A 25,090-nucleotide genomic window follows, 5' to 3' on the forward strand; every position below is an offset into this window, starting at 1 on the left:
CCAACTTCACATAAGTGCACTTGATTATTTATGAAATTAGTATTACGGTAGAATTTCAAGCTAGCTCTCTATCTGCTCACAGCTGCCGCAGACTTTCTGAAAGAGATACTAGATTTACTTATCCGTTTCTTACGATTATACAAAAATTCTTATTTTTTTGCAAATAGATTTTTAAAAAATTGACCAATTGTTTGAATCAGTGTTGGTAGTTTAACGACTTTGTCATTACCGATATGATTTCGGGCATGTTTCAAAATAGTCCCAGCATCTTTTGAGGCAAAGAGGAATTTACCTTTGTCGGTAAAAACTTCAAAATGACGACTAATTCGTTTGCCCGAAACATTAGCGCCAATTTGATTGATAGTATCCCAAGGGATTTGGATGTAATCTTCAACATTGGCATCTGCATAAAATTCAAGTGCTTTATCTCCAATTAAAAATTTACCAACTTTTCCTCCAATTCCCAGATAAGAAGTTCCTGTTGTTTGAAAATCAATTTTTGTATTTTGTGATTGTGCCATCTTTCCCTCTTTTTCTTAAATCTTTCCTTTTCATTATACCATATTTGCATTGAAAAATTTTTATTTTCTTTTTTGAAAGGTGTCTTTGATTGCCAAATTTTAAAAATTTAACAGTAAAAAAAGAAGGCTTCTGCCTTCTTTTCATTTTACATCAAACCAATAACCTTGGCGATAATACCAACGATGAATAATCCGATGATGATAGTGATTGGTGAAACTTTCTTCTTAAGCAACCACATGCAAAGGAAAGTAAGGAGAAGTCCCATCAAACCAGGAATCAATGAATTCAATTGACCTTGTAGCGTGTTTGCTCTTTCAGGAGTTAAGCTAAGTCCATTTGCGACATCGCCTAAGATTTTTTGAAGCTGTTCACCACTTACAGCACCTTTAGGGAAATTGATGTAAGCTCCTTCTGAGAGTTTTGTTGAAGGAAGTTGAAGTGCAAAGCTAACATTTACCCAGCGTTCAACAAGCACAGCAAGGATGAACATACCGAGAATAGAAGCTCCTTTAGTGATATCTTGAAGGATACCGCCTGACATATCTTTAGTAATTTCAGAACCAGCTTTGTAACCGAGTTCTTGAGTGTACCACAAGAAGGCCATACGGATAAGATTCCAAAGAACGAAGAAGAGGATTGGTCCTATGATGTTCCCTGTTGAAGCAAGAGAGGCACCAAGAGCACCAAGGATAGGACGAACTGTGAACCAGAATACAGGGTCACCGATACCAGCAAGAGGCCCCATCATACCGATTTTAACCCCTTGAATAGCAGCATCATCAATTTCAACACCATTTGCTTTTTCTTCTTCCAAAGCAAGTGTAACCCCGATGATAGGTGCAGCTACGTATGGGTGAGTGTTAAAGAATTCCAAGTGACGTTCAAGTGCAGCAGCTTGGTCTTCTTTGTTAGTGTAGAGTTTTTTGATAGCCGGAATTAACGCATAAGCCCAACCTAAGTTTTGCATCCGTTCATAGTTCCAAGAACCTTGCAAGAAAGTTGAACGCCACCAAATTTTTTGACGATCTGATTTTGATAATTGAATTTTTTCTGTCATGATATTAGTAGCTCCTTTCTTAGTAGTCTTCTAAAATATCACCAATTGGGTCATTTGATGTAGCAGAACCTCCGCCGCTACCATTGCCACCTTTTTTAGAAAGGTTAAGGTAGATAAGAGCGATTGCAACACCGATTGTACCAAGAGCGATAAGAGTTAATTGGCTAACAGCTGCAAGTGCAAAACCGATAGCAAAGAATGGCCATACTTCGCGAGTTGCCATCATATTGATAACCATAGCATAACCAACGGCAACGACCATACCACCACCGATAGCCATACCATCTGACAACCATGCAGGCATTGCAGAAAGTAAGTTTTGTACTGATTCAGCTGGGATAGCAAGAAGAAGCGCAGCAGGAATAGCGATACGCAAACCTTGAAGGACAAGAGCAAACAAGTGAGCACGTTCTACGCTTGCGATATCACCTTTTTTAGCAGCGGCATCAGCACCATGAACAAGGGCAACTGAGATAGTACGAACGATCATTGTAAGGAAAAGACCAGCAACAGCAAGTGGGATAGCAACAGCAGTTGCGACAGCAACACCTTTGTTTGTAAAGTCTCCACCTTGTACCATAATAATAGCGGCAGCAACAGATGCAAGAGCAGCATCAGGCGCAACAGCAGCACCAATATTTGCCCAACCAAGAGCGATCATTTGTAGTGAACCACCAAGCATTACACCTGCTTCCAAGTGTCCTGTTACAAGACCGATAAGTGTACATGCAACAAGTGGTTGGTGGAATTGAAATTGGTCTAAGATTCCTTCAAGTCCAGCAAGAAAGGCAACGAAGACCACTAAAATCATAGAAATAATTGACATATTCTAAATCCTTTCTATTATTGAACGTTGGCTTTATTAATTAAGTCAAACAAATCTTTTTTAGAGTCGTTTGGTACTTTACGTACGTCAAATTCGACTCCTAGGTCACGCAATTTTTCAAAGGTTGCAACGTCATCTTTATCCATTGACAAGACGTTATTGACCATTGTTTTACCCGTTGAGTGAGCCATTGAGCCAACATTAAGTGTTTTGATATCGACACCGCCTTTAACCGCACGGAGTGCATCTTGAGGAGTTTCAAAAAGAATCAATGCATGTGTGTTACCAAAACGAGGGTCTTTTGCTACTGCAATCAATTTGTCGATTGGGACAACATTTGCTTTGACATTACCAGGTGCAGCTTGCTTGATCAGCTCCTTACGAAGCTTATCTTGCGCTACTGAGTCAGAAGCAACGATGATACGATCTGCTTTAGAATCTGGTGTCCAAGCAGTCGCAACTTGACCATGCAGAAGACGTGTATCGATACGTGCAAGATTGATTTTTAACTTGCCATCGCCAATAACGGTTCCTTCTGGAATAGTAGCCTGAGCAGTCGGTGCAGTCGGCGCACTTGCTACTTCAGCTACAGGATTTAGTTCTTCAGGAAGAGCTTTTACTCCTTCCTTGGCTTCTTTGATGATGTTTGCGACAACAGTGTCAACGCCAGCATTGGCATCCATCATTCGTTCTGTATAAGCTTGAATCAACATTGGCAGATTCAAACCTGTAATGATCGCGAACTTACGGTCAGGATTTTCACCCATTACGCGGCTAGCTTGGTTAAATGGAGAACCACTCCAAAGGTCAGCCAAAACTAGAACTTCATCGTTCGCATCAAAAGCAGCCACAGCATCATTGAACTTAGCATACAAATCATCAGGACCTTCGTTTGGCATAAAAGTTACAACTTGAACTTTTTCTTGCTCACCAAAAATCATAGAACCTGATTGATGAATACCAGCAGCAAATTCACCATGGCTTGCAATAATGATTCCGATACTCATTATTGTCTTTCCTCCTTATAAAATGTTTGACTTAAGTTTAAGAAAAATTTAAGACTATTTAAGTATAAAACGTTTTCATGAAAAATGCAATAGTTTAAGCTAAAAAAAGTCAAATTCTTTCATATTTTTGACAGATTGTAAACAGATAATGCTAGTCATTTAAACAATATATTAACCTTGAAAAACGTTTACAAAAAATTATGAAAGTATGAAAAATATTCTTTCTTTTCTTGGAAAACATCGAACAGAAAAAGAAAACTCAATAAATAATTTAGAGAAATGTTAAATCCAAAAAGCTAAATTCATCATATAAAATTTATAGCATAAAACTGAATCCACTTTACTACATGATTTTGTAACAAACTACTAAAAAGAATCGGGCAGAAGACCTGTCCAACTCTAAGCATTGTTATAAAAATAGTTTCAATAATTGATGAGCCACTCCATCTTGATCATTGGTCAGTGGTAGTTGTTCATCTGCATAGGGAAGCAGTGTTTGACTAGCGTTTTTCATAGCATAGCCTGTACCGGCAAATGCTAACATCTCTGTATCATTGTGCTCGTCTCCGAAAGCAATCAAATCTTTTCGATCTACGTTCAGAATATCTAATAAATATTTTAAAGCAAAGGCTTTGTTTACACCCTTTGGAGTGCATTCAAGGATATTTAGCGGTCCTCCCCAAGTGTTGATAGAGAGCTGCTGTTGATAAAATTGATTCAATTCATCAGCTAAGGCATATTTATCAGTAGCGTGTGTTTGCAAGAGGATACAATTGGGATTTTTAGTCACTAAGTCAGGGATGAATTGATTTTCAGGTCGAAAGGATTCCACACCGAACAATTTTGGATCGGCAATTGCTTCATTTGGTGTTGTAATATAAAATTTCTTTCGGTACTCACCAGCGATGAAGTCCGCTTTAATTTCTTGTTTCCGTTTGACAATATCCAATAGATATTCTTTGTCTAAGGTGATGCATCTTTCTTGTTGCCATTTTTTCTCAGGAATATGAGTCAAAGAACCATTGAAATTAATCATTGGCGTATGTAACTCCAACTCTTTGTAAAATTCTCGTGCCATCCGATAAGGTCGTCCTGTTGTGATAACAACATGGTGGCCTTTTTTAGAAATTTTTTTGATCGTTTCTTTTGTAAATTCAGACAGTTTGCTGTCAGAATTGAGCAAAGTTCCGTCTAAATCTACTGCAATTACTTTTTTTGTCATAATGTACTCTTTCATTTGTGCTGTTTTCTATTATAGCAGATTTTAAGATGAAAGTGCATAATTTGTGATATAATGTTTTCTTATATAATGAAGGAGGACATCGAGTATGCGTAAAACAATTATCATTCATATTTTCTTTGCAATCATTTCTGCTATCGTTTATGTCGAAGGAATTTTAACGAAGGGGCCGGATTTGATCTGGAATATGTTTTTAGCTTTGATTGCCTATGATACAGCTTTTCTAGCCATTCAGTTTAAAAAGAAATGGTTTTTCCTACCTGTCATTCTTCTTTGGCTAGCATTTTACCCCAATACGTTCTATATGATTACGGACCTGGTACACATGCACTGGGTGAGTGATACCTTGTGGAATCGAGAAAGCTTACATCTTTTTATGGCATTTGTTCCAAGTATTTTCTTTGGAGTTTTATGTGGAATTGAGAGCTGGAACATGATTGTACATTATTTAAAGTTGAATTGGTGGATAGAGTATTTAGCTATTGGAGCAGTGTCGTTTTTATCTAGTTTAGCCATCTATATAGGTCGTTATGATCGACTTAATTCTTGGGATTTAGTTAGTCATCCTACACTAGTTTTTGAGCGTCTGGCAGTGTCTTTGCAGCGGGAGAGTCTGCTGTTCATTTTAGGGTTTACCTTTATTCAAATCATGTCCTTGGTCTTTTTGAGTAAAAATCAGTCTAAATAAAGATTTTAGATAAAACTCACTGCAATAATTTGTTTGTTTTTTGAAAATCTGTTGAAATTATGAATATTTTGTGTTATTATATCTACTATCGTTCGTAAATTTTAAGGAGATTTAAAAATGGACAAGTTTTTTAAACTAAAAGAAAATGGTACAACTGTTCGTACAGAAGTTCTTGCTGGTTTAACCACTTTCTTTGCAATGAGTTACATTCTCTTTGTCAATCCTGAGATGCTCAGTCAAACAGGGATGCCAGCTCAAGGTGTTTTTTTGGCGACAATCATTGGGACTGTTGCTGGAACGCTGATGATGGCTTTGTATGCTAATATTCCTTATGCTCAGGCTCCTGGTATGGGATTGAATGCTTTCTTTACTTATACCGTTGTTTTTGCGCTTGGTTATACTTGGCAAGAAGCGTTGGCGATGGTTTTTCTTTGCGGGATTATCAGCATTGTTGTTACGCTAACCAAAGTTCGTACAATTATTATTCATGCAATTCCAGAAAGTTTAAAATATGCTATTTCTGGTGGGATTGGGATTTTTCTAGCTTACATTGGAGTTAAAAAAGCTGGACTTTTAAAATTCTCAATTGATCCGGGAACTTATAGCGTTACAGGAAAAGGTGCTGATAAGGCACAAGCAGCTATTACAGCCAATGGAGTGGCAACACCGGGCTTGGTAGATTTTAACAACCCAGCTGTTCTTGTAGCTTTGTTTGGAATTTTCATCACCATTTTCTTTGTTTTGAAACGTGTGCGCGGAGGTATTGTGTTATCTATTGCGGCAACCACAATCGTAGCCATTTTGGTGGGAGTTGTAGACCTTTCAAAAATCAATTTTGCTTCCAATAATATCAGTGCTGCTGTTCAGGATTTAGGAAAGATTTTTGGTGCAGCTTTAGGTAAAAACGGTTTGTTAGCTTTATTTGCAAAACCTTCTCGCATTCCAGAAGTGCTTCTTGCTATTTTGGCCTTTTCATTAACAGATATTTTTGATAATATCGGAACGTTGATCAGTACAGGGCGCAAAGCGGGCATCTTTAACATTGCAGATGAAGAAGCTGCTAAAGATTCGTCTGGCCTTCAAACTAAAATGGATAAGGCATTATTCTCAGACATGGTTGGGACAACTATTGGTGCGATTACAGGGACTTCAAATGTTACGACTTATGTAGAAAGTGCAGCTGGAATTGAAGCGGGCGGTCGTACTGGATTGACAGCGCTTGTCGTTGCAGCTTTGTTTGCTGTGTCAAGTTTCTTTAGTCCACTTCTTGCTATTGTACCAACAGTAGCGGTAGCACCTATTCTTATCATTGTGGGAATGATGATGCTCTCTAGCATGAAAGATATTGAATGGGACGATTTATCAGAAGCAGTACCAGCATTTTTTACATCCGTTTTTATGGGCTTTACTTACAGTATTACTCATGGTATTGCTGCAGGTTTCATCATGTATGCTTTTGTGAAAATCATCAAGGGTGAAGCTAAGGAAGTTCATCCCATTATCTGGGTGTTGGATGTCTTATTTATCCTAAACTTTATCAGTTTGGCTCTGGCTTAATGATTGAAAAAAATGAGGTTGGAACGAAAGTTCCTAGCTTCAAGCACACTGTTGAATAAATCACGAATACAGCAGTTGATTGCTCAAAGCACAGCTTTGAGAGGCGAATAGAGATTGCGAAGCAAGTCTCAAGAATAGTTGCTTTTCAAACTCAGAAGAGTCTTTTTAACAAAAACTCTGTTTCCTTTATCCATTACCTCAATAGTTTCTCAGACTGTTGAGCATCTTTGTGGGAGTGAGATTACGAACTAAAAATTTTCAAAATGAGTTCTGTCCCACCCCTTTTTCTTTTGTCAAATTTTAGCAGAAAACGAAAAATTTTGATATAATAGTAAAATGTTTAGTCATAATGAAAATGAGTTAATGGCGTGGGGCGAGAAATTAGGCGCTTTACTCCAAAAACAAGATATTTTGATTTTAACAGGTGATCTAGGAGCTGGAAAAACAACCTTTACCAAAGGATTAGCACGTGGGCTGAATATCAAACAAATGATTAAAAGTCCGACCTACACGATTGTTCGGGAATATGATGGCCGCCTTCCACTCTATCATTTGGATGTGTATCGCATTGGGGAAGATCCAGATTCGATTGATTTAGATGACTTTCTCTTTGGTGAAGGGGTGACAGTCATTGAATGGGGTGAATTGTTGGAAGATAGTTTACCAAGCGATTATCTCAAATTGACGATTCTAAGAAAAAATGATGGTCGAGAATTGATCTTTGACGCAAAAGGTCATCGAGCTGAGAATTTACTTGAGGAACTTTTCAATGGTTGAGTTAGAATTGCTGATAAGAGAAGCGGAGATTCAGGATGCTGTACATTTGATTGATTTTCTTAATCAGGTTGGGCAAGAGTCAGATTACATGACATTAGATGACGCAGGGATTTTGATGACAGAAGAGCAGATGAGCTCTTTCATTGAACATCAAGCTGCGTCAGATAATCAGATTTATCTAATTGCACTATTAGATAATGAAATTACTGGTCTTGTGAGTATCACAGCTGATTTTCATGAGCGGATTCGGCATATTGGGCAGATCTTTATCGTGGTTAAAAGAGCATTTTGGAATCAAGGCTTAGGAAAGTTTCTTTTAGAAGAGGCGATAAATTGGGCAGAGAATTCTGGAGTGATTCGGCGATTAGAATTGACTGTACAAGCAAGAAATGAACGTGCTGTTCATTTGTATCAGGCATTTGGGTTTGAGATTGAGGGCGTTCAAAAAAGAGGGGCCTATCTTACAGAAGGGGAATTTCTTGATGTTTATCTAATGGGAAAACTGATAGACTAGAATAAATATGTTAAAAAAAATTATCTTAATGTTTTTGAGCTTGTGCCTTGTAACTATCGCGGGGCTAGGCGTTTATGGTTTTACTATTTATAACCAATCAACAGATGCTTTGTCTAAGACTTATAAAAGCTTTGGGAAAGAAACAAATGTGATTGCCGCTACCAAACCTTTGACCTTGCTTTTGATGGGGGTAGATACAGGTAGTGGATCACGCTCAGATCGGTGGGCTGGAAATAGTGATTCCATGATTCTCGTAACAGTTAATCCTAAGACAAAAAAAACGACAATGATGAGTTTGGAAAGGGATATTCTTACCAAAATTAAAACCGCTGATGGGACAACGCAAGCAAAACTTAATGCAGCTTATGCTAATGGTGGTGCCGAACTAGCGATTTCAACGATTCAAAAAATGATGAATATTCACATTGATCGTTATGTTCTGATCAATATGAAAGGTCTGGTACAATTAGTTGATGCTGTTGGAGGCATTACGGTCAATAACACCCTTGGTTTTCCTATCTCGATTGAAGAAAACGAGCCAGAATACAAAGCAGTTGTTGAACCAGGGAAACAACATATCAATGGTGATCAAGCACTGGTCTATTCGCGGATGCGTTATCAAGATCCGGAAGGGGATTATGGACGTCAAAAGCGCCAACGTGAAGTGATTCAAAAAGTAGTCCAAAAAGTATTGAGTTTAAATAGTGTTAGTCACTATCAAGCTATTTTAAAGGCTGTTAGCAACAATATGCAGACGAATGTTGAGTTGTCTTCTGGTAGTATTCCTCAATTATTAGGTTATCAAGATGCTTTCAAGAATATTAAAAGTAAGCAGTTAAAAGGCGAAGAAGCAACCCTAGCAGATGGTGGTTCTTATCAAATCGTCACATCAGAGCATTTATTGGAAATGCAAAATATTTTGAGAAAATCATTAGGTTTGGAAGAAGTGACTAAATTGGAAACAAATGCTGTTGTATATGAAGAACTGTATGGCAACACTGTTCCTAGTTCTAGTCAATCAGGGAGTGGTATAGTAAATGGTGTGACCGATTCATCAGCCTACTCAAACAGTTCGTATGGGGCAGATCCAAATGGACAGTATTATGTGCAGTAATAAAAAGGAATTTAGCCAAATGCTAAATTCCTTTTTATATCTATTTTTTGTGAGCATTCCAGGTATCTTGTATTTGCTGAAGACGTGCAGTAGCTTCTTGTTCAAAGGGTTTAAATTGGTAAGTCAAATCCTGTGAAATAGCTTCTAAATGGCTTTTTTGTGCTTGAATGATTTGTGCATTTTTTTGAATGTTTTGAAGGTCCTGCTGTATACTATTTATAGAATCATAGGTTTCAACAGCTTCATCCATGATTTTTTTTCTATTTTTAACAAGGTAAAAACTGGCAGTAGCTGCACCTGTGAATAACAATAAATTGCTAAATTTCATAGTTTCTCCTTAGGCATTTGAAATTTTTTCGGCTAAAGCTGCCAATGCAGGGAAGTCGGGTTCGTGAGCAACAAAGGTTACGTTCAAATCATCATCTTCAGTATAACGTGGCGCTAAGTGGACATGTGTATGAAAGACAGTCTGACCAGCGATTTCTTCGTTATTATTGATGATATTCATTCCTTTTGCGTCAGTCGCCTTCATCACTTTACGAGCAATAGTTGGTATGCATGCAAAGAGTTGGCCGGCTGCTTCCCCGTCCATTTCAAGCATATTGCGAAAATGTTCTTTTGGCACAACCAAGGTATGCCCAGGAGTAACTTGTGAAATATCTAAAAATGCCAAGACTTGCTCATCCTCGTAAACTTTAGAAGATGGAATTTCTCCTGCAATAATCTTACAAAAAATGCAATCTTCCATCAAAATTTACCTCCACTTTGCTAGATTTTGTTATAATATAAGAACATTATACCAGAATTTGGAGAAAATATGTTAGAAATAAAAGGGCTTACAGGAGGCTATGTGAATATTCCTGTTTTAAAAGATATCAGTTTCACGGTAGAAAATGGTGAGCTGGTGGGCTTAATTGGTTTGAATGGTGCTGGAAAGTCTACAACAATCAATGAAATTATTGGACTTTTAACTCCTTATAAAGGGGAAATTTTAATTGACGGCGCTAAACTGCAAGACAATCCCATGGCTTATCGTAAGAAAATTGGATTTATTCCAGAGATCCCTAGTTTATATGAGGAATTGACTTTAAGAGAGCACATTGAAACAGTTGCTATGGCTTATGATGTCGATCAAGAGGTAGCTTTTGCGCGCGTGGAACAATTATTGACCAAGTTTCGCTTGCAAGAAAAATTGGATTGGTTCCCCGTTCACTTTTCAAAGGGAATGAAGCAAAAAGTCATGATTATTTGCGCCTTTGTAGTTGATCCGAGTCTCTTTATCGTGGATGAGCCATTTTTGGGACTCGATCCAGTAGCGATTGCTGATTTGATAGAGCTTTTGAAAGATGAAAAGACAAAAGGCAAGTCTATCCTGATGAGTACGCATGTGTTGGACTCAGCAGAAAGAATGTGTGATTCATTCGTGATTTTGCACAAGGGGGAAATCCGAGCGAAAGGTAACTTATCAGAGTTGCAATCAGAATTTTCTATGCCAGAAGCTAGCCTGAATGAGATCTATCTGGCATTGACGGAAGAGGCGAGCCTATGAAAGAAGTGTTTCAAAAGCGCAAGCAAGTATTTCGCAATCAATGTTTGAAATATTCACGCTATGTTTTTAACGACCATTTTGTTCTATTTTTATTAGTTTTTATTGGCTTTTTAGCTGTTCAATATAGTCAACTATTGCGAAATTTTCCTAAAAATCACCTGCCAATTATTCTTGCTTTAGCAGTTCTTTTGGTGTTCTTGTTGCCTTTGGGAAGAATTGCAACGTATATGGAAAAGCCAGATAGTCTATTTTTGTTGGTCAAAGAAGAAGAATTAAAAAGTTATTTACAAAAACAAATGTGTTCATCTTATCTATTATGGAGTGTATTTCAAACGGCTATTCTATTACTAGCAGCGCCACTCTTTTTGGCGCTAGGATTACCATTTTGGGGATGGTTTATTCTTGTATTTTTTATGTTAATAGCAAAATGGTTTCTATTTTTGAAAAAGAGCCAAAGATTTTATCAAGGTGTAGGCATAAATTGGAGCTATCTCATTGAATACGAAGAGAGACGAAAGCAGACAATCTTGCGTTTTTTTGCTCTCTTTACCAATGTAAAAGGAATCTCCAATAGCGTGAAACGCCGAGCCTATCTTGATAGTTTGACAACTATTTTGCCAAAAAGGCAATCAACCACCTGGCAGAATATGTTTTTACGCTCTTATTTGCGAAATGGTGATTTTCTGGCTTTGACCATGCGGTTGCTATTTCTATCTCTTTTAGGAATTGGCTTGCTAGGTCAATCTTGGATTGCGGCTGTTTTTGTGATACTGTTGAATTATCTTTTGCTATTTCAATTGACTGCTTTGTACAATGCTTTTGATTATCAATATTTGACATTCTTATTTCCTCTAGAAATCGGATTAAAGTTAAAGGGTGTGAGACAAGTGATTGTTCTTGTTGGTTACAGTGTGCTGTTAGTTGAAACAATTATGGCGTTGCTATTTTTCCAAGATAGAGTTGCATTGCTTTTCATGGCAGGAGTTACACTATTGCTTTATTTTCTCTATTTACCAGTTAAATTAAAAAGTTTGGTTGACTAAAGGAAGTAAAATTAGTAAAATAGATAGGAAACTTTTTACGGAGGGGAATCATGGACTTGGTTGATAATGAGCTAACTCTGACACCGATTGCAGGTAAAAGTGGAAAAGCCTACATGGGCACCTATCCAGATGGGGCGCGCGTTTTCGTCAAGATGAATACAACCCCAATCTTAGTAGGTTTAGCTAGAGAACAAATTGCACCACAGCTATTGTGGAGTCGTCGCATGGCAGATGGTAATGTCATGAGCGCGCAAGAGTGGCTGTCAGGAAAAATTTTGACACCGGCTGAAATGGATAAAAAGCAAATTGTGAATATTTTGACAAGATTGCACCGTTCACGTCCGTTAATGACGCAATTACGCCGGCTAGGTTATGCTCTGGAAACTCCAGCAGATTTAGTTGAGTCTTGGTTAGATCGTGCGCCAATTGCACTTAGTCATAATCATTATTTGCGATCTGTTTTAAAAGATATGCACAGTAGTCTGCCACAATTTCGTGAGGATTATGCAACGATTGTACATGGCGATGTTCGACATAGCAATTGGGTTGAAACAGATAGCGGTTTGGTGTATTTGGTAGATTGGGATTCTGTGCGTTTGACAGATCGAATGTTTGATGTAGCCCATATGTTAAGCCACTATATTCCAGAAGTACGTTGGAAAGAATGGTTGACCTATTATGGCTATCGGTATAATGCAACCGTATTGAAGAAATTATACTGGTATGGTCAATATGCTTACTTGTGCCAGATTGCCAAGTACTATGAGAATGCAGACTTAGAAAATGTGAATCGGGAGATTTATGCACTACGTAACTTCCGTTCAAAATACGGAAGAAAGGTACTATGAGAGTCAGGAATCGTAAGGGAGCGACGGAATTACTAGAAGCAAATCCCCAGTATGTGATTTTAAATCCTACTGAAGCAAAAGGCAAGTGGCACGAGATTTTTGGAAATAATTACCCTATTCATGTTGAAGTAGGGAGTGGAAAAGGTGCATTTATTTCAGGAATGGCAAAAGCTCATCCAAAAATTAACTATATTGGAATTGATATTCAAAAATCTGTTTTGAGTTATGCTTTGGACAAGGTTTTAGCGACAGATGTTCCAAATATCAAACTTCTTTGGGTAGATGGTTCTGATTTGACTAACTATTTTGAAAATGGGGAGATTGATCGCTTGTACCTGAATTTTTCTGATCCTTGGCCTAAGAAACGTCATGAAAAGCGTCGTTTGACCTATAAATCTTTTCTAGATACCTTTAAGCGGATTTTACCAGATCATGGTGAAATTCACTTCAAAACAGATAATCGTGGTCTCTTTGAGTATAGCCTTGTTAGTTTTTCCCAATATGGTATGAAACTAAATGGCGTTTGGTTGGATTTACATGCGAGTGACTTTGAAGACAATGTGATGACAGAATACGAGCAAAAATTTGCTAATAAAGGCCAAGTCATTTATCGAGTCGAAGCAGCGTTTTAATGTAAAATAAATAATGAAAAAGACCATGCGGTCTTTTTTGGTTTTCAGGAAAATAGTTTAAATAACGAAGTAGTAGCCGATATTTCAAGCAATAAAATGGTTTTGAGAAGTGTTCTCAAAACCATTCACGAGTACAAAAATAGTGACAGCATAACGATTCAAAATGTTACAGAAGATTGTGCTATCCATCAGAGGGCTTTTCCTTAACTTTAAAGTTAGCTATAATTTGTTACAATTATCTTGCCTTATGTTTGCTAAACAGTAAAGTTATCATTTTTTGAGTAGATGTCTAAGGAATTTTATCTTAAAATAGTTAAACTTTTCTCATTTTCCGATTTTTTATTGTGTCCTATAAGATTTTTATTTATAATAATTCTAAATAAAAAAGAAAAGAGAAGTTTTAGGATGACAAATAATCAGGAGATTGATAAGAACTTTAGCGGTCGACTAAATATTTTACGGGCTGGAGTATTGGGGGCTAATGATGGTATTATTTCTATTGCGGGTGTCGTTATAGGAGTAGCAAGTGCAACGGAAAGTGTTTGGATTATATTTCTTTCAGGTTTAGCGGCAGTATTTGCAGGAGCTTTTTCCATGGCAGGTGGTGAATATGTATCTGTTTCAACCCAAAAGGATACGGAGAAGGCTGCAGTTGCCAGAGAACGAGTACTTTTAACAAAAAATCCAGAGATTGCTAGACAGTCACTTTATGCAGCTTATATCCAGAATGGCGAGTGTGAGACATCTGCCCAACTCTTGACCAATCGAGCTTTTTTGAAAAATCCGCTTAAGGCTTTGGTAGAAGAAAAATATGGACTTGAGGTGGAAGAATTTACAAATCCATGGCATGCAGCAATATCTAGTTTTATTGCTTTTGCAGTAGGAGCCATCTTTCCAATGTTAACCATAGTTTTCCTTCCTGCTAGCTATCGCATTCCAGCAACAGTCATTGTTGTTGCTTTAGCATTGTTAGGGACGGGATATACTAGCGCTAAATTAGGAAAAGCACCGATAAAAAATGCCGTGATTCGAAATTTAGTCATTGGACTTTTGACCATGACAGTGACTTATCTTGTAGGTCAATTGTTTGTTATTTAAGTCCAAAATAAAAATTGTGTGGGGCGTGGTTTTAATGATAATTTCTTTTATTGAGTGTTATGGTTAATTTGCTTAAGAATGATTTGTTAGACACAATTATCAAATCAAATAAAATACAAGAATAAATTTTCTTGTATTTTCCTTTTTCTTATGCTATAATGTAGATAATGAATATGAAAGAGAGGCGAGGAAATATCTTCGCCTCTTATCTGTGAGGAGGTGTAGTCTTATCACAACGATTGTCAAATTAGTAAAAGAAGTTGTTGCACCAGTCGTTCAAGAGCCGTATGAATTAGTGGATATTGAGTACGGTAAAATGGGGAGCGACCATGTTCTCAGTATTTTTGTAGATAAGCCAGGAGGAATCACTGTAAATGATACGGCAGAATTGACGGACATCATCAGTCCACTTTTGGATACGATTAAGCCGGATCCCTTTCCTGAGCAGTATTTTCTTGAAGTAACTAGCCCAGGGTTGGAACGTCCGCTGAAAACGAAAGAACAACTAGCAGCTGCAGTTGGGGAATATATCCATGTTAGTCTGTATCAAGCACTTGATAAAAGTAAAGTCTTTGAGGGGACACTGCTTTCTTTCGAGGAAGATCATTTAACAATGGAATATATGGATAAGACTCGTAAGAAAGTTGTTCAAATTCCTTACCAGCTAGTATCCAAAGCAAGATTAGCAGTCAAATTTTAGCAAGAATATAATAAAGAAAGGATTGCTTTTGTTTCCACAAAAGCTGAAAAAACATGAGTAAAGAAATGCTAGAGGCCTTCCGTATTTTGGAAGAAGACAAAGGGATCAAAAAAGAAGATATTATCGAAGCGGTGACGGAGTCACTTCGTTCGGCTTATCGTCGTCGCTATGGTCAAGCAGATAGTGCAGCCATTGAATTCAACGAAAAAACAGGAGATTTTCGTGTTTATACCGTTCGTGAAGTGGTAGACGAAGTTTTTGATAGCCGTTTAGAAATCAGTTTAAAAGATGCTCTTGCTATTAGCTCGGCTTATGAACTTGGTGATAAAATAAAATTTGAAGAGGCACCAACTGAATTTGGACGGGTAGCAGCTCAGTCTGCTAAGCAAACAATTATGGAAAAAATGCGCAAGCAGACACGCGCAATCACTTACAATAAGTATAAAGAACATGAAAATGAAATCATGTCAGGAACAGTCGAGCGCTTTGACAATCGTTTTATCTATGTCAATCTAGGTAGCATTGAAGCACAGTTGTCGAAGCAAGACCAGATTCCTGGTGAAGTATTTGCTTCTCATGACCGCATCGAAGTCTTTGTCTATAAGGTAGAAGACAATCCTCGCGGTGTCAATGTCTTTGTCAGCCGCAGCCATCCAGAAATGATCAAGCGTTTAATGGAGCAGGAAATTCCAGAAGTTTATGACGGAACAGTTGAAATCATGAGTGTTTCTCGTGAAGCAGGTGATCGGACTAAGGTTGCTGTACGCAGTCACAATCCCAATGTAGATGCAATCGGTACAATTGTTGGTCGTGGTGGTGCAAATATTAAGAAAATTACCAGCAAATTTCATCCGGCTAAATATGATGCCAAATCTGGCCGTATGATTCCTGTAGAGGAAAATATTGATGTCATTGAGTGGGTGGCAGATCCTGCAGAATTTATCTACAATGCGATTGCTCCTGCAGAAGTCGATCAAGTTATCTTTGATAGTGAGGATAGCAAGCATGCTCTTGTTGTTGTACCAGATAATAAGTTATCACTTGCTATTGGGCGGCGAGGGCAAAATGTGCGCTTAGCAGCTCATTTGACAGGTTATAGGATTGATATCAAATCTGCAAGTGAATTTGAAGCTATGGAAGAAGCAGGTGAGCTTGGTGGATTTGCTGAAGAAGCAGATGAATTTGCAACAATTGAAAGTCCTGTGGAAACAGAATTTTTAGAAAGTGAAGTTGAAGCAGAAGACTAAGGAGGGGGAAATGGCAAAAACAAGAAAAATCCCTTTACGAAAATCAGTAGTTTCTAATGAAGTTATTGACAAGCGTGATTTGCTTCGGATTGTCAAAAATAAAGAAGGCCAAATTTTTATTGACCCGACAGGAAAGGCCAATGGACGAGGAGCTTATATCAAGCTTGATAATGAAGAAGCACTTAAAGCTAAGAAAAAGCGAGTTTTTAACCGTAGCTTCAATATGGAAGTCGAAGAAGCATTTTATGATGAGCTGATTGCTTACGTGGATCATAAGGTTAAAAGAAGAGAGTTAGGTCTTGAATAAACAAAAATTAGCCAATTTACTTGGATTAGCACAACAAGCCAATCGTATCATATCTGGTGAAGAATTGGTCGTTAGGGCAATACAAGACGGAAAAGCAAAACTGGTTTTTTTAGCCAATGATGCTGCTCCGAACTTGACAAAAAAAATTACTGATAAAAGTCATTACTATAAAGTAGAAGTATCAACCGTGTTTTCAACACTGGAATTAAGCACTGCTGTGGGCAAGTCTAGAAAAGTACTTGCTATCACTGATGCTGGATTTACAAAGAAAATGAGGTCTCTTATGGAATAGAAGAGGAGGACAAGATTTGTCTAAAGTAAGATTATACGAAATCGCGAAAGAACTGGGAAAAGAAAGTAAGGAAGTTGTGGCGCGTGCAAAAGAGCTTGGTATTGAGGTGAAAAGTCATGCCAGCAGCGTTGAAAATGAAGTGGCCGCGCGTATCACAGCCAGTTTTTCCCAAGTAGCAGCTCCTAAAAAAGAAACGAATCAAAAATCAGATCAACCTTTGGCTAAAGAGCAGCAGTCGGCTTCAGCAGCAAAAGAAGTAACAATGACTGAAAAAGTAATGCCTAAGCCAGCAGCGCCGACACAAAAGTCGGAAGTAGAAAGAAAAGCTGCACCAGCGAAGCCAAAAAGTCGTAATTTTAAGGCTGAGCGAGAAGCGAAAGCGAAAGAACAGGCAGAACGACAAAATAAACAGCGAGAAAATCGGCCACAAAAACAACAAAATGGTGAAAAGCGAAATCGAGAAGAGCGCAATCCGCGTAATAATCGAAACAACCAAAATCGAAATGACCGTGTGAATCGTAGCGAGAAACGCGACAATCGCGATCATCGCAATCAGGATAATCGTCGTCAAGAACAAAATCGTTCAAATATTGCAAATCAGAATCGCCCTCAAACAAATCAAGGACCACGCATTGATTTCAAGGCGCGTGCAGCGGCTCTGAAAGCAGAACAGAATGCCGAATATGCTCGCGGAAGTGAGGAGCGTTTCAAGCAAGCTCAAGCCGCAAAGGCAGCTCAACGTGAGCAGAAGAAACGGAAAGAACCGGTAGAAGAATTATTTAAAGCAGCAGCGCCTATCGTGGAGGCTACGAAGCCGGCTCCACAGTCTCAAGTTGCCCCTGAGGCGGTTCCAACTCCTGCAGTTGATACTCGTCGGAAAAAACAAGCTCGACCAGACAAGAAACGTGATGACTTTGATCGCGAAGAAGATGGTCCAAGAAAACAACAAAAGAATCGAAGCAGTCAAAATCAAGTGAGAAATCAAAAGAATAGTAATTGGAATCATAACAAAAAAAATAAAAAAGGCAAGAACAATCGGAATAACACTCCAACTCCAAAACCAGTTACAGAACGCAAGTTCCATGAATTGCCTAAAGAATTTGAATACACAGAAGGTATGACCGTTGCAGAAATTGCAAAACGGATTAAACGTGAACCAGCCGAAATTGTCAAGAAACTCTTTATGATGGGGGTTATGGCAAAGCAGAATCAATCGTTGGACGGCGATACTATTGAACTTCTGATGGTAGATTATGGCATTGAAGCACATGCTAAAGTTGAAGTCGATAATGCAGATATCGAACGCTTCTTTGTGGATGAAGATTATCTTGATCCAGATGCTTTAGTAGAACGTCCGCCAGTTGTGACCATCATGGGACACGTTGACCATGGTAAAACAACACTTTTGGATACCTTGCGTAATTCTCGTGTTGCTACAGGTGAAGCAGGTGGGATTACACAACATATTGGTGCTTACCAGATTGAAGAAAATGGTAAGAAAATTACCTTCCTTGATACACCAGGGCATGCCGCTTTCACCTCTATGCGGGCACGCGGTGCTTCTGTCACAGATATTACGATTCTTGTCGTAGCAGCAGATGATGGAGTCATGCCTCAAACAATTGAAGCGATTAACCATTCAAAAGCAGCCAATGTGCCAATTATTGTAGCGATTAACAAGATTGATAAGCCAGGTGCTAATCCTGAACGTGTCATCGGTGAATTAGCTGAATATGGAGTTATGTCTACAGCATGGGGCGGTGATTCTGAATTTGTTGAAATCTCAGCTAAGTTCAACCAAAATATTGATGAACTGCTCGAAACCGTTCTCCTTGTAGCTGAAATTCAAGAGCTAAAAGCTGATCCAAAGGTTCGCGCAATTGGTACAGTAATCGAAGCGCGCTTGGATAAAGGAAAAGGTGCAGTTGCAACCTTGCTTGTTCAACAAGGTACCTTAAATGTACAAGATCCAATTGTTGTTGGTAATACTTTTGGTCGTGTGCGTGCTATGACTAATGACCGTGGACGTCGAGTGAAAGTTGCGGGACCATCGACACCAGTATCTATCACAGGTTTAAATGAAACACCAATGGCTGGTGACCATTTTGCTGTATATGAAGATGAAAAAGCAGCGCGTGCAGCTGGTGAAGAACGTGCAAAACGTGCTCTCATGAAACAACGTCAAGCAACGCATCGTGTTAGTTTGGAAAATCTCTTTGATACCCTTAAAGCTGGTGAAGTCAAGTCTGTCAATGTTATTATCAAAGCCGACGTACAAGGTTCAGCGGAAGCATTAACAGCATCTCTTCAGAAGATTGAAGTGGAAGGTGTTAAAGTAACAATTGTTCACTCAGCAGTTGGTGCGATTAACGAATCAGATGTCACTCTTGCGGAAGCTTCCAATGCCTTTATCATTGGTTTCAATGTTCGTCCTACTCCACAAGCTCGTCAACAAGCTGAAGCGGATGACGTCGAAATGCGTCTTCACAGTATCATTTATAAAGTGATTGAAGAAGTAGAAGATGCCATGAAGGGGATGCTTGATCCAGAATTTGAAGAAAAAATTATTGGCGAAGCTGTCATTCGTGAAACCTTCAAGGTTTCTAAAGTCGGTACCATCGGCGGATTTATGGTGGTTAGCGGTAAAGTAACTCGTGATTCTAAGGTTCGTGTCATTCGTGATGGCGTTGTTATCTTTGATGGTGCCCTTGCTAGTTTGAAACATTATAAAGATGATGTGAAAGAAGTCGGAAATGGACAAGAAGGCGGTCTCATGGTTGAGAATTACAATGACATCAAAGTGGATGACATGATTGAAGCCTACATTATGGAAGAAATCGCAAAATAATATAAATGAAAGGGAGACAGACTGTGATATATTGAAGTCTGCCTCAACCTTTTTCTAAAATAAGTGAAAGGAGACATCATGGCAAATCAATTTCGTGTGGATCGTGTGGGGATGGAAATCAAACGCGAAGTCAATGAAATTTTGCAAAAAAAAGTTCGTGATCCACGTGTTCAAGGAATTACCATTACAGATGTGCAAATGTTGGGCGACTTGTCAATGGCAAAAGTGTACTACACGCTGATGAGCAACCTTGCTTCTGAACAAGAAAAAGCTCAGACCGGTTTAGAAAAGGCGAAGGGAACCATCAAACGTGAATTGGGTCACAACTTGAAGATGTACAAAATCCCTGATTTGACTTTCATCAAGGATGAATCGATTGAATATGGGAACAAAATTGATCAAATGCTCCGTGATTTAGATCAAAAATAAGGCGTGATTTTAGCTATATCAATATATTTAAAAAGAAAGGAAATTCTATTTTTCTTTCTTTTTTTGATAAAAATGCTAAAAAAGGCTTGTTACTTTTACACTTATCCTTTAAAATAGAAAAGGAGATAATCCGCTACAGATTTTTCGGAGGAGAAAAGATGTCCATCAATTGGCAGCAAATTATATTTAGCTTTTTAGGCGGTTTAGGACTTTTCCTATATAGTATTCGGATGATGGGAGATGGTTTGCAGCAGGCTGCAGGTGATCGGCTTCGTTATTTCATTGACAAATATACCAGCAATCCATTTTTTGGTGTTCTAGTTGGAATTGGTCTAACAGCCTTGATTCAGTCAAGTTCAGGTGTGACAGTTATTACAGTTGGATTGGTGAGTGCAGGTCTTTTAACGCTCAGACAAGCAATTGGGATTGTCATGGGGGCCAATATTGGAACAACGGTAACCTCTTTTATCATTGGTTTTAAACTGGGCGATTATGCATTACCCATTCTCTTTTTAGGAGCGATTTGTCTCTTCTTTACCAAAAAACGCTCTATCAATAATATCGGTCGCGTTCTATTTGGGGTGGGGGGGATCTTCTTTGCTTTGAATTTGATGAGTGGTGCTATGGAGCCATTGAAAAATTTAGATGCTTTTCGTGAGTATATGATAAAGTTGAGTGGAAATCCAGTCCTAGGTGTATTTGTAGGGACAGGTATTACCTTGCTGATCCAAGCCTCATCAGCAACTATTGGTATTCTACAAAATTTATATGCGAGCGGCTTGATTGAGTTAAAGGGAGCTTTGCCAGTCCTTTTTGGGGATAATATCGGGACAACGATTACAGCGATTATTGCATCATTAGGAGCCAATATTGCTGCTAAACGTGTGGCAGGTGCCCATGTCACTTTCAATGTGGTCGGTACTGTTTTATGCTTGATCGTTTTAGGTCCATTTACGAGCTTGATTCATTGGTTTCAAGCAACGCTCCATTTAAGCCCAGAAATGACTATTGCCTTTGCTCACGGAACTTTTAATGTTACCAATACAATTATTCAATTTCCATTTATTGGCTTGTTAGCTACCTTGGTAACAAAACTGATTCCAGGTGAAGATGAAGTTGTGAAATATGAGCCGCTTTATTTGGATCCGATTTTAATTAAACAAGCTCCGTCTTTAGCGCTTGGAAATGCCAAAAAAGAATTGCTTCATTTAGGACGTTATGCGATGCGTTCATTTGAGTTGGCTTATGATTATATTGTGAACAATACTGAAAAGTCAGCAGACAAGGGACACAAGACAGAAGAAGCAATTAATAAGATTGATGAAGATCTCACACGTTACCTCATTGATTTATCTAGTGAGCCTCTTAGCCAAAAAGAAAGTGAAGTGCTGACAAATATTTTGGATTCATCTCGAGATTTAGAAAGAATCGGAGACCATGGTGAAGCGTTGATTAACTTGACAGATTATATCCGTCGGAAAAAGGTGGAATTTTCTCCAGCAGCTTTGCAAGAGTTAGAATTGATTTATAACATGACTCTGACTTTCATTAAAGAATCCCTGGCTTCTGTAGAAAATAATGACCTTGAGTTGGCGGATAGCTTAGTAACTAAGCATGAAGCGATTGATAAAATGGAACGAAAGCTACGGAAAACGCACATTCATCGTCTGAATAGAGGAGAATGCTCGACACAAGCAGGAGTAAACTTTATTGATATCATCTCTCACTATACGAGAGTAGCGGATCACGCCATGAACTTGGCGGAAAAGGTCCAAGCGGAACAAATATAATCATGAGAAATAAACTGCTGGTGCAGTTTGTTTTTTTGTACACTACTTATCTTGTATGATCAAGTAGAAAGTTTATTAATAATGACTCTGTGAGATCAAGTTGGGGACACAAGAAAAAGTGGAACATCCGTGCTGTAATACTAGCTTGACTTTGCTATCAATCCAATGTAATAGAGCAAATAGAGGTTGAATAGAACTTGAAAGATGTCACAGTTTATCTTTATCAAAACTTACAAACTCTAAACCAATTCATCAAGGAGAAAAATACAAATTTCGAAATATACTTTTTACTTTTGATTAAATCTTTCTTGTAAAATTGCATTTGTTAAATTATTCGAACCTCTTATTGCTAGCTATCAGTAGATTGTGGGTATTGAATTAAAAAAAGTTTTAGTATGTTCTATAAGCCAGACTCATGTTTTTTGATGAGAATATTATGGTAATGGGGAGATTGTCATAACTAGTTTATTAAGGATGTTCGGAAATGAGTCATATAAAAAGCCAATCCTCATAAAGCGAGGAATGGCTGGTTGTTTAATTTATTATTAGAACAATATGTATTGAAAGTTAATTTAGCTGCTATGTACTGTATACATACATGATGTGAGAGAAGCTAAACATTAGCTCCTACTGAATTATTCAAAAGTAACCTTAATTGGTACTTTGGCTATGGTTTCTGTGATATCATAAATGACTTCTAAATTGCATTCTAAAACTTTTGGCTTAGTAATACTAACCGCTTCCAATGCATTTATTGGTAATTTAATCCCACCTTCAGAAGCAGTAGAAGCTTTTAAGGTATCAGAACAAATGATAATTTTATGGTCATCACTATTAGAAATATTATTGACTTTACCATTACGAGTTTGCACTTCATATTCCTTATTGGAAGTATTTTTATAAGCTAGTTTAAGAGTATATTCATAATCATCTTTTTCCAACCCTTTATAGGTGACCGTAAGACCTTTGCTTTCATAAATAACTGTATCAGTAGCTGTGGTAGAAAATTCAACAACTTTTGATTTTTGTTCTGCTTTTTGACTAGAACTAGTCTTGGGTACTTCAGAAGATGATGTGTTTGTTGATTTCTTATTATTACCACAAGCAGTTAAAAACAGAATAGCAAGTAAGGAAACAACAACTGCAAAGACTTTCTTTTTCATGGTACACCTCCAAAGATAAGTGTGCTAGGTGAAGACTAAAGTCATTTAAAGCTGATTTGTCTCTTCTAAATTTGAATTTGGAATCAGCTCCTTGTGACAACAATCAACACAAAATACTTTTTCCTACTTTTATTATAGCATTATACAAATAATTATTCAATAAAAGATAGAACATAAAGACTTAAATAGGGTAGTAACCGGAAAGTCGAATATAAACTTGATGGTTTAGGTTGAGTGCCTTAATTGATTCATTTGACAGAAATTATCTATTTAGTACTAAAAATATGAAAACAACAAGAAAAAACAAGACGACTATAAGGTTGGTCTGAATTTAATATCGAAAAATATCTAGTAAACAAGACTTGCAAATGGAATGAGTACTAGTATCTGTCCTAAAATAAGCAGCATCAAAGTCGGCTCCTGCCAATATGGAATTTAGATCACTCTTTTAAACGAAGTGTATTACAAGTTTATTAAATGGACAGTATAGAAAATAGTATAAACAGTAGTGTTTATACAATCACTTAAAATCTAGCAAGATAGGTCTATACCATTTACAAAAAGAAAAGAAAGCGATATAATGAAAGAGACATAATGAATAATGTGAGAGTGATTTAAAATAACATTTACAGTTGTCTAAAGTGACAGCTTATATAAACTCTCACTGAAAGAAGGAGGTTTTATTATGCCTAAATATATTCAAGCAGATCGATTTTTCTATCCCCATGGCATTCGTCAAGGTGGCTACTTAGAAATCACAGATGGTAAATTTGGCAAATGGACGAAAGCTATTCCGGCAGGTGCGGATGTGATAGATTATACAGGTTATTCTATCGCACCGGGCTTAGTTGATACGCATATTCATGGTTTTGGCGGTGTAGATGTGATGGACAATAATATTGAAGGAACTCTGCATACCATGAGTGAAGGTCTGTTGTCGACAGGTGTTACCAGTTTTTTGCCGACAACCTTAACCTCAACTTTTGAATCGTTACTAGCGGTCACGGAAAATATCGGTGCTCATTATCAAGAAGCGACAGGTGCTAAGATTCGCGGCCTCTATTTTGAAGGTCCGTATTTCACAGAAAAATATAAAGGAGCCCAAAATCCAATTTACATGAAAAATCCTCGAATGGATGAATTTCGTGCTTGGAAAAAAGCATCGAATGGTTTGCTCAATAAAATCGCTTTAGCTCCAGAACGAGAAGGTGTTGAAGATTTTGTTCGAACCATTACTGATGAAGGCGTAACAGTTGCACTTGGGCACTCAAATGCAACGTTTGATGAAGCTAAAGTTGCGGTAGATGCTGGCGCTAGTGTCTGGGTTCATGCCTATAATGGCATGCGTGGTCTGACTCACCGTGAGCTGGGCATGGTCGGCGCTATGTACGAGCTGCCACACACTTATGCTGAGCTGATCTGTGATGGACACCATGTGGATCCAAAGGCTTGTGACATTTTGATGAAGCAAAAAGGTCATGAACATATTGCCCTCATTACCGACTGTATGACAGCTGGTGGACTAGAAGATGGCGATTATATGCTGGGTGAATTTCCGGTTGTAGTGGAAAATGGCACTGCTCGACTCAAATCAACAGGCAACCTAGCCGGTTCTATCTTGAAATTAAAAGATGGTCTAAAAAATGTTGTCAAATGGGGCATTGCTAATGCGCACCAAGCTGTTATGATGGCGACGCTCAATCCAGCAAAATCCGTTCATATTGAGGATGTTTGCGGTCAAATCAAGGAAGGGCACGACGCTGACTTTATCGTTCTTGACAAGGATTTGGAACTGGTTGCAACCTACTTGGACGGCGAAAAGAGATACGAAGCTAAATAGAA

General features: G+C 38.0%; 26 protein-coding genes. 18 read left to right on the forward strand and 8 right to left on the reverse strand.

Translation table 11 applies throughout. From position 1 onward, the window contains the following. Positions 1-149: 149 nt before the first annotated feature. The 5 genes from HMPREF2542_RS01170 to HMPREF2542_RS01190 all read right to left on the reverse strand — a co-directional run bounded on the left by HMPREF2542_RS01170 (position 150) and on the right by HMPREF2542_RS01190 (position 4,634). Positions 150-521, reverse strand: coding sequence for a DUF956 family protein (locus HMPREF2542_RS01170; protein WP_003070388.1), 372 nt, complete (start codon positions 519-521; stop codon positions 150-152). Positions 522-667: 146 nt separating this feature from the next. After that, the gene (locus HMPREF2542_RS01175; protein ID WP_003070386.1) at positions 668-1,579 is read right to left on the reverse strand and encodes a PTS system mannose/fructose/sorbose family transporter subunit IID; all 912 of its coding nucleotides are present in this window, start codon (positions 1,577-1,579) and stop codon (positions 668-670) included. 19 nt (positions 1,580-1,598) lie between these two features. After that, a complete protein-coding gene (locus HMPREF2542_RS01180) occupies positions 1,599-2,405 on the reverse strand; it encodes a PTS mannose/fructose/sorbose transporter subunit IIC (protein ID WP_049477013.1) in 807 nt (268 codons plus the stop codon). A 17-nt stretch (positions 2,406-2,422) separates the two neighbouring features. Beyond that, positions 2,423-3,412 (reverse strand): PTS sugar transporter subunit IIB, encoded by a 990-nt coding sequence (locus HMPREF2542_RS01185; protein ID WP_070484137.1) that lies wholly within the window; start codon positions 3,410-3,412, stop codon positions 2,423-2,425. A gap of 409 nt (positions 3,413-3,821) precedes the next feature. Continuing rightward, positions 3,822-4,634, reverse strand: coding sequence for a Cof-type HAD-IIB family hydrolase (locus HMPREF2542_RS01190; protein ID WP_003070380.1), 813 nt, complete (start codon positions 4,632-4,634; stop codon positions 3,822-3,824). A 106-nt stretch (positions 4,635-4,740) separates the two neighbouring features. Between HMPREF2542_RS01190 and HMPREF2542_RS01195 the strand changes: the two genes are divergently transcribed. From HMPREF2542_RS01195 to brpA, 5 genes are all read left to right on the forward strand, one after another. After that, on the forward strand, positions 4,741-5,340 hold the full coding sequence (locus HMPREF2542_RS01195; RefSeq protein WP_049477011.1) for a DUF1361 domain-containing protein: 600 nt from the start codon (positions 4,741-4,743) through the stop codon (positions 5,338-5,340). 117 nt (positions 5,341-5,457) lie between these two features. Then, entirely contained in the window at positions 5,458-6,897 is a 1,440-nt protein-coding gene (locus HMPREF2542_RS01200) for an NCS2 family permease (RefSeq protein WP_070484140.1), read from the forward strand. A 336-nt stretch (positions 6,898-7,233) separates the two neighbouring features. Then, positions 7,234-7,674, forward strand: a complete 441-nt coding sequence (gene tsaE / locus HMPREF2542_RS01205) for a tRNA (adenosine(37)-N6)-threonylcarbamoyltransferase complex ATPase subunit type 1 TsaE (RefSeq protein WP_049482195.1) — start codon at positions 7,234-7,236, stop codon at positions 7,672-7,674. Further along, a complete protein-coding gene (locus HMPREF2542_RS01210) occupies positions 7,667-8,188 on the forward strand; it encodes a GNAT family N-acetyltransferase (protein ID WP_070484143.1) in 522 nt (173 codons plus the stop codon). Before tsaE ends, HMPREF2542_RS01210 begins: the two co-directional genes overlap by 8 nt. Positions 8,189-8,195: 7 nt before the next feature. After that, complete coding sequence (brpA, locus tag HMPREF2542_RS01215; RefSeq protein WP_070484146.1) at positions 8,196-9,302, forward strand: glycopolymer--peptidoglycan transferase LytR; 1,107 nt, start codon at positions 8,196-8,198, stop codon at positions 9,300-9,302. A gap of 40 nt (positions 9,303-9,342) precedes the next feature. Here brpA and HMPREF2542_RS01220 read toward each other — a convergent pair whose 3' ends face one another. Further along, positions 9,343-9,630, reverse strand: a complete 288-nt coding sequence (locus HMPREF2542_RS01220; RefSeq protein ID WP_058670162.1) for a hypothetical protein — start codon at positions 9,628-9,630, stop codon at positions 9,343-9,345. Between the two features lie 9 nt (positions 9,631-9,639). Beyond that, on the reverse strand, positions 9,640-10,050 hold the full coding sequence (locus tag HMPREF2542_RS01225; RefSeq protein WP_003070368.1) for an HIT family protein: 411 nt from the start codon (positions 10,048-10,050) through the stop codon (positions 9,640-9,642). Between the two features lie 69 nt (positions 10,051-10,119). Between HMPREF2542_RS01225 and HMPREF2542_RS01230 the strand changes: the two genes are divergently transcribed. The 12 genes from HMPREF2542_RS01230 to HMPREF2542_RS01285 all read left to right on the forward strand — a co-directional run bounded on the left by HMPREF2542_RS01230 (position 10,120) and on the right by HMPREF2542_RS01285 (position 22,085). Further along, on the forward strand, positions 10,120-10,851 hold the full coding sequence (locus tag HMPREF2542_RS01230) for an ABC transporter ATP-binding protein (protein ID WP_058670163.1): 732 nt from the start codon (positions 10,120-10,122) through the stop codon (positions 10,849-10,851). Further along, entirely contained in the window at positions 10,848-11,894 is a 1,047-nt protein-coding gene (locus HMPREF2542_RS01235) for an ABC transporter permease (protein WP_070484148.1), read from the forward strand. The genes HMPREF2542_RS01230 and HMPREF2542_RS01235 overlap by 4 nt, the downstream gene beginning before the upstream one ends. Positions 11,895-11,944: 50 nt before the next feature. Further along, positions 11,945-12,742, forward strand: coding sequence for a cell cycle regulator CcrZ (gene ccrZ, locus HMPREF2542_RS01240; protein WP_003070363.1), 798 nt, complete (start codon positions 11,945-11,947; stop codon positions 12,740-12,742). Continuing rightward, positions 12,739-13,374, forward strand: a complete 636-nt coding sequence (trmB, locus tag HMPREF2542_RS01245) for a tRNA (guanosine(46)-N7)-methyltransferase TrmB (RefSeq protein WP_003078354.1) — start codon at positions 12,739-12,741, stop codon at positions 13,372-13,374. The genes ccrZ and trmB overlap by 4 nt, the downstream gene beginning before the upstream one ends. A 405-nt stretch (positions 13,375-13,779) precedes the next feature. Continuing rightward, complete coding sequence (locus tag HMPREF2542_RS01250) at positions 13,780-14,472, forward strand: VIT1/CCC1 transporter family protein (RefSeq protein ID WP_070484151.1); 693 nt, start codon at positions 13,780-13,782, stop codon at positions 14,470-14,472. A 211-nt stretch (positions 14,473-14,683) separates the two neighbouring features. Next, on the forward strand, positions 14,684-15,172 hold the full coding sequence (rimP, locus tag HMPREF2542_RS01255) for a ribosome maturation factor RimP (protein ID WP_003070356.1): 489 nt from the start codon (positions 14,684-14,686) through the stop codon (positions 15,170-15,172). Between the two features lie 53 nt (positions 15,173-15,225). Further along, entirely contained in the window at positions 15,226-16,419 is a 1,194-nt protein-coding gene (nusA, locus tag HMPREF2542_RS01260; RefSeq protein ID WP_003078357.1) for a transcription termination factor NusA, read from the forward strand. 10 nt (positions 16,420-16,429) lie between these two features. Further along, positions 16,430-16,726 carry an RNase P modulator RnpM gene (rnpM, locus tag HMPREF2542_RS01265; protein ID WP_003070354.1) on the forward strand — a complete coding sequence of 99 codons (297 nt, stop codon included), beginning with the start codon at positions 16,430-16,432 and terminating at the stop codon, positions 16,724-16,726. Next, entirely contained in the window at positions 16,719-17,018 is a 300-nt protein-coding gene (locus tag HMPREF2542_RS01270) for a YlxQ-related RNA-binding protein (RefSeq protein WP_058670167.1), read from the forward strand. The genes rnpM and HMPREF2542_RS01270 overlap by 8 nt, the downstream gene beginning before the upstream one ends. Positions 17,019-17,034: 16 nt before the next feature. Next, the gene (infB, locus tag HMPREF2542_RS01275) at positions 17,035-19,866 is read left to right on the forward strand and encodes a translation initiation factor IF-2 (RefSeq protein ID WP_070484154.1); all 2,832 of its coding nucleotides are present in this window, start codon (positions 17,035-17,037) and stop codon (positions 19,864-19,866) included. Between the two features lie 78 nt (positions 19,867-19,944). Beyond that, a complete protein-coding gene (rbfA, locus tag HMPREF2542_RS01280; protein WP_003033710.1) occupies positions 19,945-20,295 on the forward strand; it encodes a 30S ribosome-binding factor RbfA in 351 nt (116 codons plus the stop codon). Between the two features lie 158 nt (positions 20,296-20,453). Next, positions 20,454-22,085 (forward strand): Na/Pi cotransporter family protein, encoded by a 1,632-nt coding sequence (locus HMPREF2542_RS01285; protein WP_058670169.1) that lies wholly within the window; start codon positions 20,454-20,456, stop codon positions 22,083-22,085. A gap of 635 nt (positions 22,086-22,720) precedes the next feature. On the opposite strand, the gene HMPREF2542_RS01290 is transcribed toward HMPREF2542_RS01285, so the two are convergent. Then, a complete protein-coding gene (locus tag HMPREF2542_RS01290) occupies positions 22,721-23,248 on the reverse strand; it encodes a hypothetical protein (protein WP_058670170.1) in 528 nt (175 codons plus the stop codon). 685 nt (positions 23,249-23,933) lie between these two features. On the opposite strand from HMPREF2542_RS01290, the gene nagA reads away from it, so the two are divergent. Next, a complete protein-coding gene (gene nagA, locus HMPREF2542_RS01295; RefSeq protein WP_039676523.1) occupies positions 23,934-25,088 on the forward strand; it encodes an N-acetylglucosamine-6-phosphate deacetylase in 1,155 nt (384 codons plus the stop codon). Positions 25,089-25,090 lie beyond the last annotated feature (2 nt).

Source organism: Streptococcus sp. HMSC034B05, from assembly GCF_001809055.1.
In the GTDB taxonomy this organism is placed as follows: domain Bacteria; phylum Bacillota; class Bacilli; order Lactobacillales; family Streptococcaceae; genus Streptococcus; species Streptococcus constellatus.